Raw genomic sequence first — 15,458 nt, 5'->3', positions numbered from 1 at the left:
TCGTGGCGGGCATGGAATCGAGGTTTGACTACGCATGGTAAGTGTAACAGAAGAGGAACTCCAGAACAAGTCGAAAGGTCAACTAATCAAGCTCGCGGGACAGCTCCGAGACCGACGGAACGAGCTGAACCAGAAGGCGTCCAAGCGCGCGTCCAAGCGCGACGAACTCAACGCCGAGACGCGCGAGAAGGTCGACGAGGCCCAGGAGCACCGCGAGAAGCGCGACGAGCTCAACGAGCAGGTCCAGGAGCACAAGGAGCAGCGCAACGAGCTCAACGCCGAGGCCAACGAGCTGTTCGACGAGGTCGAGCGCAAGAAGCAGGAGCTCGAACTCGACGAGGGCAAGGACGTCGAGGAGCTCGAGAGCGAGATCGAGGACCTCGAGTTCAAACAGCAGACCGAGGTGCTCTCGACCGAAGACGAGCGCGAACTCATCGAGAAAATCGAGGCCAAGCGCGAGAAGCTCGCCGAGCGCAAGGAGAAGCTCGACGACAGCGAGAACCTCGACGAGCTCGTCGAGGAGGCCGAGGAGGTCCGCGCGGAGGCCTCGCGTCACCACGAGAAGGTGACCGAACTCGCCGACAAGGCCCAGGAGCACCACAACGACATGATCGAGGCCTATCGGGAGGCCGACGACATCCGCGACGAGGCCGACGAGATGCACGAGAGCTTCGTGGAGGCCCAGGAGGCCGCCGACCAGCACCACGAGGACTTCGTGCGCGTCCAGAAGCGCCTGCGCGAACTCGACAAGCAGGAAGAGGAAGAGCGCAAGTCCGAGAAGGAAAAAGAGCGCGAGGAGGCCAAAGAGGAGGCCGAGGAGATATACCAGCAGTTCAAGGAAGGCGAGACCCTCGACACCGAGGACCTGATGAAGCTCCAGAAGACGGGGCTGCTGTAATCGCGTAATTCTGCGGCGTTCTGCGGTCATTTACCGTTCTCTCGACCACGGCGACCGTCCGGTCTCTCCGGCGCGAATCGCGAAAAATCACCGCCGATACCCTCGTTTATTTGAAACAACATACATGTCTCTCCGAGTCGATATCGGTGTCGGGGGAACGAGGGTATGCGAAACGACACGACGGACGAGTGTACCGACGACTCGCGAGCGACGACTGGCTCCCGTGGGAGGGCGGTCTCCCGGCGACGATTCATCGAGGCGGCGGGCGCGTCGGGCGTCGCGGTGGGACTGACCGGCTACGCGGGCGAGGTCGACGCTCAGGGGACGACGACCGTCCAGTGGGCGACCGACCAGCTCGCGAGCGACAACAGCGACGCCATCCAGCAGGCGCTGTACGACGCCGGCCTCTCGCAGGACATCGAGATAGACTTCCTCGCCGGGGCGTGGGGCGGCGGGCGACAGGACCAGTACCAGCAGTGGCTCTCGTCGGGGCGCGAACGGCCCGACCTGTTCATGATGGACACCGGGTGGACCATCCCGTTCATCTACCGCGACCAGGTCGTCGACCTGAGCCAGCGGCTCCCCGAAGAGACCATCAGTCGCATCGAGGGCGACTACTTCGAGGCCCACGTCGAGACCGCGCGCGGGCCGGAGGGCAACCTTCACGGGGTGCCGCTGTTCATCGACCTGCCGACGATGCAGTACCGGCGGGACCTCGTCGAGGACGCCGGCTACGACCCCGAGGGGAACAACTGGGCGACCGAGTCGATGACGTGGCAGCGCTTCTCGGAAATCGTCGCCGACGTGCTCGAACAGAACGCCGACGACGTGGACTACGGGTTCACGTTCCAGGCCCAGTCGTACAACGGGCTTCCGTGTTGCACGTTCAACGAGTTCATGACGAGTTGGGGCGGCGCGTACTTCGGCGACCCGACGCAGAACCTGTTCGGTCCCGTGGGCGACCGACCCGTCACGGTGAACGAACAGCCCGTCCTCGACGCCATCCGGATGGTCAGGACCTTCATCCACGGCACGGAGGCCGAGAACACGCTCGGCGACTACGCCGACATCTCGCCGTCCGGCGTGCTCCAGTGGGACGAGGAGCCGTCGCGGCGACCGTTCACCACGGGCAACGCGGTGGCCCACCGCAACTGGCCCTACTCCATCAACCAGAGCGGGAGCGACGAGAACCTCGGCGACGCGCTCGGCGTGATGCCGATTCCGTACGCCGTCACCGAGGACGAGGCGCAGTACCCGGGCACCGGCGGTCCGGTCGCGGCGCTGGGCGGCTGGCACATGACGATGAATCCCAACTCCACCAAGCAGGAGGCCGCGCTGGAGGTCCTCGACGCGATGATGGCCGACAGCTTCCGGCTCGCGCTGTTCGAGATCGTCGGGTGGATTCCGCCCGCGCCCGACCTGCTGGAGACCGACCAGGCCCAGCAGGTCCCCGTCATGGGCGACTACCTGACGCCCATCCGAGTCGCGGGCGAGAACGCCATCTCGCGGCCGGTGACGCCCGTGTGGCCCCAGGAGTCCCAGCGAATCGCCCAGCAGGTCAACTCGGCGCTGAGCGAGGGCGGCACCCCCGAGCAGGCGATGAGCCAGCTCGAAGGCCAGCTCCAGCAGATAGAGGAGAGCGCGAACTGAGCGGGTCGGTCGACGGCGTGGCGGTCCGCGCCGCCGACGGGCCTGAGACGACTACAGCAGGTCGCGGGCGGTCTCGGCCACCGCCTCGGCGTCCTCGCCCAGCAGGTAGGTGATGGGCTCGATGCCGAAGCCGCCGGTGTGGTAGAGCACGGTGGCCTCTGGGGAGTCGCCCACCGCCGCGCCGACGGCCGCGTCGAGGTCGTCGGCCTCGGCGTCGAACTCCGCGGTCGCGTGGCCCGCGTCTTCGAGCGCGGCCACGAGGTCGGGGTCGTACCGGACGTTGAGCGCCGCGCGAGCGTCGCTACCCGCGCGACGGGCCGCGAGCAGCACCGACGCGACGTGTTCGCTCACGCCGAACTCCGGGTCGGAGGGAATCTCCGCCCGGCCCTTCACGTCGAAGATGCGGCCGGGGACGCCCGCCACGTCGTCGATGCCGTCGGCGTCGGGGGTGCACTCGCAGAGGTTCGACCCAACGGCGGGGATGAGCGACGCGAACCCGGCCGCGCTCTCAACGATGCGGAGGCCCCGACGCAGCGACGACCGGACGCGCTCGGTCGTCCGGAGTTCGCCGTCGGGGTCGTGGACGTCGAAGTCGCCGCCGTAGCCCGACAGTTCGGGCATTTCGAGTTCGTGGAGTTCGGCGATGACGTCCCGGTCCTCCAGCCGGCGAATCAGCACCTCTATCTCGACCAGCGCCTCGACCCGGCTCATCGAGTCGGTGGCCAGCCCCTCGCCCACCCGGGTCACGAGGGTCCGGACGCGGTCGTCGCCGAGGAAACGCTCGTTGCGCTCGACCTCGCCGTTGGCGTACTTCGACACCGCGCTCTGGCTGATGCCCAGCAGGTCGGCCACCTCGCTCTGGGTCAGCCCGCGCTCGCGCAGGTCCTCGGCCAGCATCGACCGCACGGTGGGGAGGAACTCCTCGACCACTATCTCCTCGGCGAACCTCATCGATTCTCACCCTCGGCGCGCCCGTCCTCTGCGTCGGGCTTCTGGTCGCCGCCGAACTCGTGGTCGCTCTGGATGCGCGAGGCCTGCGGACCCGACTGGTTCTGGTACTTCGACCCGCGCCCCTCGCCGTAGGGACGGTCGGCGGGCGAACTGAGTTCGGTGAAGGTGAGCTGGGAGACCCGCATGCCGGGTTCGAGCGCGACCGGCGCGGTGCCGAGGTTCGACAGTTCGAGGGTTATCTGGCCCTGATAACCAGGGTCGGCGAGTCCCGCAGTCGCGTGGACCACCACGGCGAGCCGACCCAGCGACGACCGGCCCTCGACGTGGGCGATGAGGTCGTCCGGAATCGCGACGCGCTCGACCGTGGTGCCCAGCACGAAGTCGCCCGGATGGAGGACGAACTCCCCGCCCTCCTCGACCACGGTCTCGTCGACGTACTCGGAGACCTCCTGCTCGCTGTTGGGGTGGATGCAGGAGATGTTGGTGCGCTGGAACTCCAGGAACTCCCGACCGAGCCGGAGGTCGACGCTGGCGGGCTGTATCTGAAGCTCCGGGTCGTCGAGGGGCTCGACCACCAGATCGCCGTCCGCCATCCGGTCGAGGATGTCGGCGTCCGAGAGTATCATACGCGTGGCGTTGGCGCGAAGGGACCTAAATGGACCGGTCTCTCGGGTCCGCTACCGCCGCCCGACTCGCCGGAGTCCGCCGCCCGAGTAGTCACCGATTTAACGCCCGAGAGCGTTCGGCCCGACGTGAAACAGACCATCGTCGCCCGCGCCGACCTCGGCATGGGCGAAGGGAAACTCGCGGCGCAGGTCGCCCACGCCTCGCTGTCGGCCTACGAGGAGGCCGGGACGAAGGCCCGCAAGCAGTGGAAGGGCGAGGGCCAGAAGAAGGTCGTCGTGCAGGCCGACGGCGAGGACGCGCTCTTCGAACTCGCCGAGAAGGCCCGCGCCGAGGGGCTTGCCCACGCGGTCGTCCGCGACGCGGGCCACACCCAGTTGGACCCCGGGACCGTGACCGCGCTGGCGGTCGGGCCGGGCGAGGACGACATCGTGGACAAGGTGACCGGCGACCTTTCGCTGTACTGAACTCGGTCGACGGACTGTAGCGATTCGGCTTCGAGGCAGCGACCGCAACTGTGCTTGAGCCAGTGAGAATCGCGACGCCATCCGCGACCGCGACTGTATCTGGGACTGTTTCCGCGTCCGCGACCGCCACAGCAACCGCGACTGCTTCCGCGTCCGCGACCGCCACAGCAACTGCGACTGCTTCGGCGTCCGCTGCTATGCTTGAGCCTAGGAGCCACCGCCACAGCACCACTACCGCACCGCAACCGCGACCGCACCGCGAGGACCTCTCAGACCTCCCCAGCCTCGGCGGCCACCTGAACGTGGCCGCCTCCCTCGCGCGAGAGGGCGCGACACGAGGTCGCGCCCGCACGCGCCGGTGGTGAACAGTCCACCGGGAGAGAGCAGGCCGAGCAGTCCACCGGGCGAAACCCGACGGGACAACACCGTGGGTGGGACTGAAAGGGGCCGCCCGCTCGCGTTCACTGTAGTCGTCTGTGCGCGGCCCTATCCAGCGCGCGCAGAACTGCGCGCGCTGGATATCCCGCACAGCGACCGCGAGCGGGCAGGGGCTTTCTGAAACAACACTGTTCTACTGATTTTGCGGAACACTCCGAATATCCTTCCAACTCCCCCACGAATCGGAGACCTACTGTCTCGACCAATCCAGGCAGATTGCTGCTCGCAGGAAGCCAGATACAAGCGCGTCCCCCGCCAACTCCCGTCCGAATGCGCGAGGCGTACCCGGTCGAACGGGCGGTCGGCATCGAACAGTTCGTGAGCGACGCCGAGGGCGTCGGCGGCCGCCTGCGCGAGTCGCCCGAGGACTTCCGGGTCCGGGAGGTCGAGCGGTTCGAGGCCGAACCCGCCGAGGCCGACGTCGACTCGTACCCCTACCTCGTCGTGCGGGCGACCCTCCGGGAGTGGGACACCAACGACTTCGCCCGGCGGCTCTCGGACGACCTCGGCATCAGCCGCGAGCGCGTCTCGTGGGCCGGCACCAAGGACAAGCACGCGGTCACGACCCAACTGTTCACCCTCCGGAAGGTCGACTCGACCGACCTCGCGGACGTCTCAATCTACGACGCCGAAATCGAGGTCGTGGGGCGGGCGGGCCGGGACCTCCAGTTCGGCGACCTCGCGGGCAACGAGTTCGAAATCGTGGTCCGGAACCCCGACCGCCCCGAAAACGCGAGCGAAATCCGGGACCAGCTCCGCGAGTGGGCGGGCGACCCGCTCGCGGTCCCCAACTTCTTCGGCCAGCAGCGGTTCGGCAGTCGCCGACCCGTCACCCACGAGGTCGGCCTCCGCGTCGTGCGCGAGGAGTGGGAGGAAGCCGTCCGGGCGTACGTCGCCAACCCCTACGAGAGCGAACCCGAGGCGTCTCGCGAGGCCCGCCGCGCGGTGGCCGACCACTTCGCCGACCGCGACTGGGAGGCCGCCTTGGAGGCCACGCCGAAGCGACTCGGCTTCGAGCGCGCGATGCTCTCGGCGCTGGCCGAGTCCGACGGGAATCGGCCCGAGGACTTCCGGACCGCGCTCGAAGCCGTCCCCTCGAACCTCCAGCGACTGTTCGTCAACGCCGCCCAGTCGTACGCGTTCAACCGCATCCTGAGCGAGCGACTGGCGCGCGGACTCCCCTTCGACCGGCCGGTCGCGGGCGACGTGGTCTGTTTCGCCGAGACGGTCGACGGCCTGACCGTCCCGGACCCCGGTCGCTCCCAGCGCGTGACCGACAATCGGGTCGAGACGGTCGCGCGCCACTGCGAGCGGGACCGCGCGTTCGTGACCGCGCCGCTGGTCGGCACCGAGACCGAACTCGGCGACGGCGAACCGGGCGACATCGAGCGCGCGGTCCTCGACGACCTCGACCTCGCGCCCGCCGACTTCGACCTGCCGGGGGAGTTCCACTCGACCGGTACCCGACGCGCGATTCTGGTGCGGACCGACCTCGGCGTCGGGTCGGGTGTGGACGGCGGCGGCGAGGAGAGCGGGGACGACGACTCCGGCACCGCACTGACGTTCGACTTCGCGCTTCCGAAAGGGTCGTACGCGACCGTCCTGTTGCGGGAGTTCCTGAAGCTCGACCCCGCCGACGAGTGAGGGTCGTTCGATACGAACCGGCAGATACTGAACGCATCAAGCAAATTTTTATCGTACTATCGAGAGTTTACGGTCATGCCCGTCGATGTTTCTGCGATTCGCGAGGACTTTCCGATACTGGACCGACAGGTAAACGGCGAACCCCTGACGTACCTGGACAACGCGGCCACGACCCAGACCCCGAGACAGGTGTACGAGGTGTACGAGGAGTTCTACGAGGGGTACAACGCCAACGTCCACCGGGGCATCCACGCGCTGAGCCACGAGGCGTCCGTCGCCTACGAGGAGGCCCACGACCGGCTCGCCGAGTTCGTCGGCGCGAGCGGCGGGCGCGAGGAGATGGTGTTCACCAAGAACACGACCGAGGGCATCAACGTCGTGGCGTACGGCCTGCTCGACGAACTCGGGCCGGACGACGAGGTCGTGCTGACCGAGATGGAACACCACGCCTCGCTGGTGACGTGGCAGCAGGTCGCCGAGACGGCGGGTGCGGACGTGCGGTACATCGAGGTCGCGGAGGACGGCCGCCTCGACCTCGAACACGCCAAGGAGGTCATCGGCCCCGAGACGGCCGTGGTGTCGGTGGCCCACGTCTCGAACGTGCTGGGGACCGTGAACCCCGTCGAGACGCTGGCCGAACTGGCTCACGACGCCGGGGCGTACATCCTCGTGGACGGTGCCCAGTCGGCCCCCACCCGCCCCGTGGACGTCGAGGCGATGGACGCCGACTTCTTCGCGTTCTCCGGGCACAAGATGGCCGGACCGACCGGCGTCGGCGGCCTCTACGGCAAGCGCGACCTGCTCGAAGAGTTGGCCCCGTTGTGCTACGGCGGCGAGATGATAAGCCACGTCACGTTCGACGAGGCCGCGTGGAACGACCTGCCGTGGAAGTTCGAGGCGGGCACGCCGCCCATCGCGGAGGGCATCGCGCTCGCGGCCGCCGCCGACTACCTCGACGACGTCGGGATGGACGAGGTGCGCGCCCACGAGAACGAACTGGCTCAGTACGCGCTCGAACGCCTCGACTCGCGCGACGACGTCGAGACCTACGGTCCGCCGGCGGGCGTCGAGCGCACGGGACTGGTCGCGTTCAACGTCGAGGGCGTCCACGGTCACGACCTCTCGTCGGTGCTCAACGACCGGGGCATCGCGGTCCGGGCGGGCGACCACTGCACCCAGCCGCTCCACGACGTGCTCGACCTGCCGGGGTCGGTCCGGGCCTCGTTCTACGTGTACAACACGAAGGCGGAGGTCGACCGGCTGCTCGACGCGCTCGACGGCGGCGACGCGTTCGACGACGCGAGAGCCCAGGTCGAGGCGTACCTCTCGTCGGACCGATATCACGACCGCGTCTACGAGCACCACCGCGACCCGAAGAACGCCGGCGGGCTGGCCGACCCCACGTTCAGCAAGCACTCCGAGGAGACCACCTGCGGCGACGAGGGCGAGTTCCACCTCGACGTCTCCCCGGACGGCACCATCGAGCGCGTCGCCTTCGAGAGCGAGAGCTGTGCGGTGAGCCGCGCGGTCGCGGACCTGCTCGCCGGCCACCTCGAAGGGCAGTCGCTCGACGCGGCGGCCGACCTCGACGGCTGGGTGGTCGACGCGCTCGACGGCCGGTTCCCCGACCTCCGGCGCGACTGCGTGGTCGGCCCCGAGGAGGTTCTCCGGGAGGCTGCGCAGGAGTATCTGGAGCGTGAACCGGAGGGAATCGCGGGCGACGATTGAGCGGGGGCACGAGTCGTCGAACGGCCTGCGACCGGAGTAGGCTCGCGAGGTTGGACGGTCTCCCCGGCGCGAGTCATCTCGTGCCGTCCCGTGGGAGGGGCGACTTGCGAGACGCGCAATCGGCTGGGGAGGTACGTGGTTCGCTGTTGTGGTTGCGGTGCTGTGCGGTCGCGATTGCGGCGCTGTGCGGTCGCGATTGCGGACTTTCACAGGTCGAGGTAGGAGCTAGCTCGAATACGTCCGACGGAGCAACAACCCAGCACTACGGAGCTAGCTATCGGTCGAGCCGAGAGGAGACCGCGCCAGCGCGCGCCCGAACGCGACGCCAACCCGGAGCGAGCCGCCGCCGACGAGTGTTCTCAGACGAACCGACTGCAACCGAACCGGCATCCCACGGTCCGAAACACCGGGGTTAAACCCGGCCCGGAACCTACTGTCAGGCCATGGAGTGTCGCCAGTGCGGGTCGCCCCTCGAACGCCCCGGCGACTACTGTCTGGTCTGTCGGACCGCCAACGCCGACGCCGTGGTGCTCGACCTCGACCGCGACCGGGCGACGCTCACGATGCTCGACGACGACGAGGCGGTCGGCGAGACCGTCGTCACCACCACGCCCGAGGACGGCGACGAGTCGGGCGTGGTCGAACTCCGGAACTTCGCGGGCCGCGTCGCCGACGAGGTCCGGCGCAAGCGCCCCGAGGAGGTGTACGCCGCCGGCGACCGCGACGTCCTCCGGGCGACGCGCGACCAACTTCGCTACTCGTTCTACCGCGTGGGCGGGCGCAACGACGACGTCGACGACCCCGTGGAGGCGGTCCTCGCGCGCCGGGACGACCGCGCGCTCGAAGTGGTCGAAGCCGCGCCGGCCGAGAAGTTGGGCGGGAGCCACTCCACGCTCATCGGCAACCGCGCGGGCCGCACCGCGGTCCAGACCGTCGCGGGCCACCCGCACGTCAAGAAGATAATTCCCGGTCCCATCGACGCCGGCGGGTCGGGCAGTCGGACCGGCGTGCGCGCGAAGGCCACCCGCGCCGACGAGAACGGCAACGTCCGACTCCTGCTCCGGGACGGCTCCAGCGTGCAGGAGAACCGGGTGGTCACGACCGCGATGGACCGCGAGATGGGCGAGCGCATCCGGGCCGACCTCGACGACGCGCTGGCCGAGGCGGGGTTGCAGTGACGGGTCCGGCGGCTACTCGTCACGTCGTCCCCCGGGCGTATCGCGGTTCTCGGTGACTCGCTCACCCTCTCGGGAGGGGAGAACTATCAGAATCCCGAATGTCTTTGTAGTCGTGCCGCGACGATGCAAGCGATGTACGAGTTGGTCCACCGATACGCGCCGGCGAGTCCCGTCGGCAGACTCGGTCTCGCGTTCGCCGCCGCTCTGGTCGGCCTTTTCGTGATGACGTTTGGCCTCGTCCTCTCGGGCCAGAACGCGGCGGTCGCACTCCTGTATCTCTCGATTACCGTCACGGCCTTCGTCGTCGCCGGGCAGTTGACGCGGGGACTCGCCCGACAGGCGAGGGCCGCACCCCCGATAGAGGGGTACGACGACCCTCGAACGGATACCGAAACCGAGACTGCAATCGACGCGCTCCGACGACGGTACGCGGTGGGCGAACTGAATCACGACGAGTTTCAACGACGGCTCGACCGACTTCTCGAAACCGAGGAGTTGGAGTCGACCACGGCCGACCGCGAACGCGTGTTCGAGTGAGCAACGACATACCGACCACGGGACGACCGTCCGACCGCCGCCCCAGCCACCGAACGAGTTTCCCGACCGACTCCCAACAGCCACGCTGAGAGAAGATGACGCGCGCCGACGACCCCCACAACTTGCGACGGTTCGTCGAAGCTCAGGACGCCGTAATCGACGAGGTCAAGCGGGAACTCCGGGCGGGCCGCAAGCGCAGCCACTGGATGTGGTTCGTCTTCCCGCAACTGGACGGACTCGGCCGCAGTCGGATGGCCCGACGCTACGCGATATCGTCCCGGGCGGAAGCCGAGGCCTACCTCGCACACCCGATACTGGGTCCGCGACTGCGCGAATGCACGGACATCGTCAACGCCGTAGCGGGCCGCTCTGCGAGCGAGATATTCGGCTCGCCCGACGACCTGAAGTTCCGTTCCTCCATGACGCTCTTCGGTGCGGTCGCGGACGACCCGACGCCGTTCGAGACGGCCTTGGAGACGTATTACGACGGCGACCCCGACCCGAAAACGGTCGAGTTGCTCGAGAACGCCTGAACCGCGACCCCGAATCGAACGGCGGTAACTCGCTATCCGACGGCGTTCGTCACGGCAGTCCACCCGCGCCCACGGCTCGCGCTCGACCGACGAGAACCGTAACCGCGACCGCATCCGCACCCACGACTGCACCCGCGACTGGGACCCCGTCCGACCGCGAGCCGCAAGTTTCTTGGCCCCGTCTAATTATATCTAATTACACGATGGTTTCCCACTACGACGCGGTCCTCGCGGCGATACCGATGCTCTCCGGGGGTGGGTTTCTGGTCGGCCAGTTGACCGGGTTGCCGGGTGCGGTCGCCGGGTTCGTCGCCTCGCTCGCGGTCATCGGCCACGAGCTCGTCAACCCGCCGACCGAGTGAGTCCTCGAGCGACGACGGGCAGTAGCCGTCCCGACTCGTAGGCTTTATCAGCGCGCCGAATCAATTACGGCCCACTATGGCCGAGAACACCAAGAGTCGGACCGGTAGCGCCGGCCGATTCGGCGCGCGGTACGGGCGCGTCGCCCGCAAGCGCGTCGCCGACATCGAGAGCGACATGAACGACGAGCACGCCTGCCCGGACTGCGGTGCCGAGCGCGTCGAGCGACAGGGCACCGGCATCTGGCAGTGCGGTAGCTGTGGCTACAAGTACGCCGGGGGCTCGTACCGCCCGGAGACGCCCGCCGGTCGCACCGTCACCCGCTCGATTCGCGCCGCCCTCGGCGAAGACGACGAATGAGCTACAAGTGCTCGCGGTGCAAGCGCGACGTCGAACTCGACGAGTACGGCGGGGTCCGGTGTCCCTACTGTGGCCACCGCGTCCTGCTGAAAGAGCGGAGCCGCGACGTGAAGGAAGTCGGCGTCCGGTAATCTCGTTCTCGCGATGGCCGACCCCCCGCTTTCGCTCGACGCCCGCCCGCACGACGCCGCGCTCAGATTCGAGTACGACTCGCCCGCCCGCGCTCGCGTCGTCGCCCGCGCCGTGACACAGGAGGTCGGCGAGATAGACGGCCACCGGTCGACCGCGACCGTCGAGCGCGACGGGGCCGCCGTGGTCGTCCGAATCGGGGCCGACGACCTCGTGGCGCTGCGGGCCGGCTGTAACACGTGGGGGTCGCTGGTGTCGGTCGCCGAGCGAACGACCGACGCCGCGTGAGCGGCCGGTTCTCGGGGGCGACCAATCGGAGCGGTAGCCACGTTCCCGTCGGTGCGAGCGTGACCGGGACGATGTTCTATCGGAGCGAACCTTTAAATCCGAGGACGGGACGAAACTGCCCCGATGGAGGCGCTCGGCGCGCAGTTCGCGGTCGCACCGGCCCGCACGGCCACGGCGCTCGCGTTCGTCCTCGCCGGCATCGCGCTCGGCACCGCGAGCGGGCTCGTGCCCGGCCTCCACGTCAACAACCTCGCGCTGTTGCTGGCGGCGGCCGCGCCCGCCGTCCCCGGCCCGCCCCGGCTCGTGGGCGCGGCGATGCTCGCGGCCGGCGTGGTCCACTCGTTTCTCGACGCCGTACCCGCGATGGCGCTCGGCGTGCCCGACGCCGCGATGGCGGCCACCGCGGTCCCGGCCCACCGGCTCGTCATCGCGGGACGCGGCCGGGAGGCCATCCGGCTGTCGGCGCTCGGGAGCGGCCTCGCGGTCGCGTTCGCGGTCCCGCTCGCGGTGCCGGTCACCCGCGCGATGACGACCGCCTACCCCGCGGTCCGGAGCCACCTCCCGCTCGTCCTCGGCGGCGTGGTGGCGTTTCTCGTCCTGACCGAGGCGTCCAGGCGGGCGGTCGTCGGCGCGCTCGCGGCATTCCTCGGAAGCGGCGCGCTCGGCCACGCGACCCTCGACCTGTCGCCGACAGCGCCGCTTTCGGCCGGCGGGATGCTCACGCCGCTGTTCGCGGGGCTGTTCGGCGCGCCCGTCCTGCTGGAAGCGCTCTCGGGGTCGGGCGTCCCCGAGCAGGACGACCCCCGTATCGCGGTCTCCCGGCGGGCGGTCGCGCTCACGGCGTTCGCGGGCACGGTCGCGGGTGCCGTCGTGGGCTACCTGCCGGGCGTGTCGGCCGCAGTCGCAGCCGTGCTGGCGCTCGCGCTCGTCCCCGGGTCGACCGACGCGCGCGGGTTCGTGGTGGCGACCAGCGGCGTCAACACCGCCAACACCGTGTTCGCGCTGTTCGCGCTGGCCGCGCTCGGCGCGCCCCGGACCGGCGTGATGGTCGCGCTCCGGGAGGCCGACACCCCGGTGAACCTTCCGCTGTTGCTCGCGGGCGCGGCGCTCGCGGGCGTCGCGGGCTTCGTCCTCGTCCTCGGGGTCGGCGACCGCTACCTCCGGGTCGTCGGGTCGGTCGACCACGTTCGGCTCTCGGTCGCGGTACTCGCGCTCCTCGTGGGGGTCAGTTGGCTGTTCGCGGGGCTGGTCGGCGTCGCGGTGTTCGCGGTGGCGACGCTGGTGGGTCTCGTTCCCGCCGGGTTCGGCGCGCGAAGAGTCCACCTGATGGGGGTGTTACTCGGGCCGCTGATGGCGGGCGGCTGAGGAGCCCGCGCGGTCCACCGTCGCAACTGGCGGCTCACTCCTCCAGAATCCGCCTGGTCCGGCGGTGGCGCTCCCGGAACATCGGCTCGAAGCCGAGCCACCCCAGCGGGCCGAGGAGTCCGCCGACCACCGGGAGTCGGCCGACGACCGGGAGTTCGTAGGTCACGCGGTCCCGGACGAGCGTCTCGTCGTCGGAGACGGCGTAGAACTGGTGGCGGTGGTGCCACACGGGGAACGGTCCGTCGACCATCTCGTCCTCGAAGACCGCCGCACCGTCACTCCGCACTGCCCGTGACGAGCCGCCGGGAGCGTCGCTCCCGGAGCCGCCGTCGCCGCGCTCCCGGCGGGTGATGCGGGAGGTCCACCGCTGGCGCGGGCCGACGCCGAGCGGCCGGACCGAGAGCCGGATTTCGGTTCCGGCGTCGAGTACGTCGGCGTCGCCGCCGTCGCGCTCGTCGCCGGGTCGGCGGACACCCTCGACGCGGAGACCCATCCAGTCGGGCGTGAGCGATTCGAGTCCCTCGACGCGGGAGTGAAACGCCCACACGTCGTCGAGCGGCGCGGCGACTCGGACCTCGCGCTGGTAGGTCGGCATGGCCGGCGGTAGGGGCGGCGGCGACAAAACTCCCCGGTGTGGCCGGGGCGTGCGAGCCGAGGCGGGTCGAGTTCGTCGGCAAATACTGACTCGCACGTCGACCCTTTATGTCCGGTGACCCGTTCTCCACTGCATATGGTTTCGGAGCGCGCGACTCGGACGACCCCGTTCGCCGCCATGGACGTGCTCGAACGGGCCAACCGCATCGACGACGTCGTACACCTCGAAGTGGGCGAACCCGACTTCGAGACGCCGGCAGCGGTGACCGAGGCGGCAGTCGCGGCGCTCCGCGCGGGCGAGACGGGCTACACTTCCTCGAAGGGCAAGCCCGAACTCCGGCAGGCCATCTCCGAGTACTACGACCGGCGATACGGCGTGGACGTGTCCGCCGACCGCGTGGTGGTCACCTCCGGCTCGTCGCCCGCGCTGTTGCTCGCGTTCTCCACGCTGGTCGACCCCGGCGACGAAGTGGTGCTGACCGACCCCTACTACGCCTGCTACCCCAACTTCGTGCGGCAGTGCGACGGCCGAATCGAGACGGTCGACCTGTCTGCCGACGATGGGTTCCGCCCGGACCCCGACGCGTTCGCGCGCACGGTCGACGCCGAGACGGAGGCGCTGTTGCTCAACGCCCCGGCCAACCCGACCGGCGCGGTGTACGACGACGACACGCTGGCCGACCTGGTGTCGCTGGCCGACGCCGCCGACGCCACGGTGGTCTCCGACGAGGTGTACCACGGGCTGACCTACGACGGCGAGGACCACACCGCGCTGGAGTACACCGACGACGCGTTCGTGGTCGACGGCTTCTCGAAGCGGTTCGCCATGACGGGCTGGCGGCTGGGTTGGGTGGTCGTGCCGCCGGGCTACGTCGACCACGTCAACCGCATCGCCCAGAACACGCTCATCTGTGCGCCCAACTTCGTCCAGTCGGGCGGCATCGCGGCGCTCGAATCCGGCGAGGACTTCCTCGACGACGTGCGCGAGACGTATCGGGAGCGCCGGGACTTCCTCGTGAGCGAGGTCGAAGAGTGGGGCCTGAGCCTCGATTACACGCCAGGCGGGGCGTACTACCTGCTGGTCGACGTGAGCGACTTGCCGGGCGACGCGTTCGACGCCGCCGACTTCTTCCTCGAAGAAGCGGGCGTGGCCGCCACGCCCGGCCCGGACTTCGGGTCGAACGCCGAGGACTGTCTGCGGCTGTCGTACGCCAACAGCGCCGAGCAACTGGCGGAGGCCAGCGAGCGGATTCAGGAGGCGCTGGCGGACGTGGAACTCCACCCGGCGGACTGAGGCGAGTAGACCGCGCGGTCGCTCTCGGTCGGTCTCTTGACAGGGGCCGCCGATTTTCGGCTTCGACTCTCGGGTGAGCTTTCGTACGTGGTGCGGTCGCAGCGTGGAGTGGTGCGGTTTCTCACAGGTCGAGGCAGAACTAGCTTCGCGTCGCCGTCGCCGGTCGTCGTGAACGATTGGACGTCCTGAATATCGAAGCTAGCTACTGCCTCGACCTCTGAGAACCGCGACCGCCCCGCACCGCAGGCCGCCCCGCTCCGCGACCGCGAACCTCACGCCTCCCCAGCCGATTGCGGTCCTCGCTCCGCTGCGGTCCTCATCCCTCGCGCGCTTTGGCGCGGCCACTTTCGGGCCGCGCCAGCACGCGCCGACCGCTGGCGGCGGTCAAACACACCGCTGGCCGACGTCGAAGCCAGCGAG

General features: G+C 69.2%; 17 protein-coding genes. 14 read left to right on the top strand and 3 right to left on the bottom strand.

Annotation, left to right across the window (positions count from 1 at the left end; all coding sequences use genetic code 11):
• Positions 1 to 34: 34 nt before the first annotated feature.
• Positions 35 to 898 carry a coiled-coil protein gene (locus EPL03_RS03500; RefSeq protein ID WP_135827942.1) on the top strand — a complete coding sequence of 288 codons (864 nt, stop codon included), beginning with the start codon at positions 35 to 37 and terminating at the stop codon, positions 896 to 898.
• A 252-nt stretch (positions 899 to 1,150) separates the two neighbouring features.
• The gene (locus tag EPL03_RS03495) at positions 1,151 to 2,548 is read left to right on the top strand and encodes an extracellular solute-binding protein (RefSeq protein ID WP_368277065.1); all 1,398 of its coding nucleotides are present in this window, start codon (positions 1,151 to 1,153) and stop codon (positions 2,546 to 2,548) included.
• Positions 2,549 to 2,599: 51 nt separating this feature from the next.
• Here EPL03_RS03495 and EPL03_RS03490 read toward each other — a convergent pair whose 3' ends face one another.
• Together EPL03_RS03490 and dcd are read right to left on the bottom strand one after the other, a co-directional pair.
• Positions 2,600 to 3,499 carry a thiamine-phosphate synthase family protein gene (locus EPL03_RS03490; protein ID WP_135827940.1) on the bottom strand — a complete coding sequence of 300 codons (900 nt, stop codon included), beginning with the start codon at positions 3,497 to 3,499 and terminating at the stop codon, positions 2,600 to 2,602.
• Positions 3,496 to 4,125, bottom strand: a complete 630-nt coding sequence (gene dcd / locus EPL03_RS03485; RefSeq protein ID WP_135827939.1) for a dCTP deaminase — start codon at positions 4,123 to 4,125, stop codon at positions 3,496 to 3,498. Before dcd ends, EPL03_RS03490 begins: the two co-directional genes overlap by 4 nt.
• A 126-nt stretch (positions 4,126 to 4,251) precedes the next feature.
• Between dcd and pth2 the strand changes: the two genes are divergently transcribed.
• The 11 genes from pth2 to EPL03_RS03430 all read left to right on the top strand — a co-directional run bounded on the left by pth2 (position 4,252) and on the right by EPL03_RS03430 (position 13,150).
• Complete coding sequence (pth2, locus tag EPL03_RS03480; protein ID WP_135827938.1) at positions 4,252 to 4,590, top strand: peptidyl-tRNA hydrolase Pth2; 339 nt, start codon at positions 4,252 to 4,254, stop codon at positions 4,588 to 4,590.
• 708 nt (positions 4,591 to 5,298) lie between these two features.
• Positions 5,299 to 6,672, top strand: coding sequence for a tRNA pseudouridine(13) synthase TruD (gene truD, locus EPL03_RS03470; protein ID WP_135827937.1), 1,374 nt, complete (start codon positions 5,299 to 5,301; stop codon positions 6,670 to 6,672).
• A 75-nt stretch (positions 6,673 to 6,747) separates the two neighbouring features.
• Complete coding sequence (locus EPL03_RS03465) at positions 6,748 to 8,400, top strand: SufS family cysteine desulfurase (protein ID WP_135827936.1); 1,653 nt, start codon at positions 6,748 to 6,750, stop codon at positions 8,398 to 8,400.
• A 443-nt stretch (positions 8,401 to 8,843) separates the two neighbouring features.
• The gene (locus EPL03_RS03460) at positions 8,844 to 9,578 is read left to right on the top strand and encodes a DUF2103 domain-containing protein (protein ID WP_135827935.1); all 735 of its coding nucleotides are present in this window, start codon (positions 8,844 to 8,846) and stop codon (positions 9,576 to 9,578) included.
• Positions 9,579 to 9,800: 222 nt separating this feature from the next.
• A complete protein-coding gene (locus tag EPL03_RS03455; protein WP_210424889.1) occupies positions 9,801 to 10,115 on the top strand; it encodes an SHOCT domain-containing protein in 315 nt (104 codons plus the stop codon).
• Positions 10,116 to 10,210: 95 nt separating this feature from the next.
• Positions 10,211 to 10,648 carry a DUF1810 domain-containing protein gene (locus EPL03_RS03450; protein WP_135827934.1) on the top strand — a complete coding sequence of 146 codons (438 nt, stop codon included), beginning with the start codon at positions 10,211 to 10,213 and terminating at the stop codon, positions 10,646 to 10,648.
• 203 nt (positions 10,649 to 10,851) lie between these two features.
• Positions 10,852 to 11,010, top strand: coding sequence for a hypothetical protein (locus EPL03_RS19755; protein WP_168216170.1), 159 nt, complete (start codon positions 10,852 to 10,854; stop codon positions 11,008 to 11,010).
• 76 nt (positions 11,011 to 11,086) lie between these two features.
• On the top strand, positions 11,087 to 11,368 hold the full coding sequence (locus tag EPL03_RS03445) for a 50S ribosomal protein L37ae (protein ID WP_135827933.1): 282 nt from the start codon (positions 11,087 to 11,089) through the stop codon (positions 11,366 to 11,368).
• Positions 11,365 to 11,499 carry a DNA-directed RNA polymerase subunit P gene (locus EPL03_RS03440; protein ID WP_135827932.1) on the top strand — a complete coding sequence of 45 codons (135 nt, stop codon included), beginning with the start codon at positions 11,365 to 11,367 and terminating at the stop codon, positions 11,497 to 11,499. Before EPL03_RS03445 ends, EPL03_RS03440 begins: the two co-directional genes overlap by 4 nt.
• Positions 11,500 to 11,512: 13 nt before the next feature.
• Entirely contained in the window at positions 11,513 to 11,785 is a 273-nt protein-coding gene (locus EPL03_RS03435) for a KEOPS complex subunit Pcc1 (RefSeq protein WP_135827931.1), read from the top strand.
• Between the two features lie 123 nt (positions 11,786 to 11,908).
• Positions 11,909 to 13,150 (top strand): tripartite tricarboxylate transporter permease, encoded by a 1,242-nt coding sequence (locus EPL03_RS03430; RefSeq protein ID WP_135827930.1) that lies wholly within the window; start codon positions 11,909 to 11,911, stop codon positions 13,148 to 13,150.
• Positions 13,151 to 13,184: 34 nt separating this feature from the next.
• Here EPL03_RS03430 and EPL03_RS03425 read toward each other — a convergent pair whose 3' ends face one another.
• A complete protein-coding gene (locus EPL03_RS03425) occupies positions 13,185 to 13,745 on the bottom strand; it encodes an SRPBCC family protein (RefSeq protein WP_135827929.1) in 561 nt (186 codons plus the stop codon).
• A 135-nt stretch (positions 13,746 to 13,880) separates the two neighbouring features.
• On the opposite strand from EPL03_RS03425, the gene EPL03_RS03420 reads away from it, so the two are divergent.
• Positions 13,881 to 15,038, top strand: a complete 1,158-nt coding sequence (locus EPL03_RS03420) for a pyridoxal phosphate-dependent aminotransferase (RefSeq protein ID WP_135827928.1) — start codon at positions 13,881 to 13,883, stop codon at positions 15,036 to 15,038.
• Positions 15,039 to 15,458 lie beyond the last annotated feature (420 nt).

Source organism: Halorussus halobius, assembly GCF_004765805.1.
Lineage (GTDB): Archaea > Halobacteriota > Halobacteria > Halobacteriales > Haladaptataceae > Halorussus > Halorussus halobius.
This window is presented reverse-complemented; position numbering and strand designations above follow the sequence as displayed.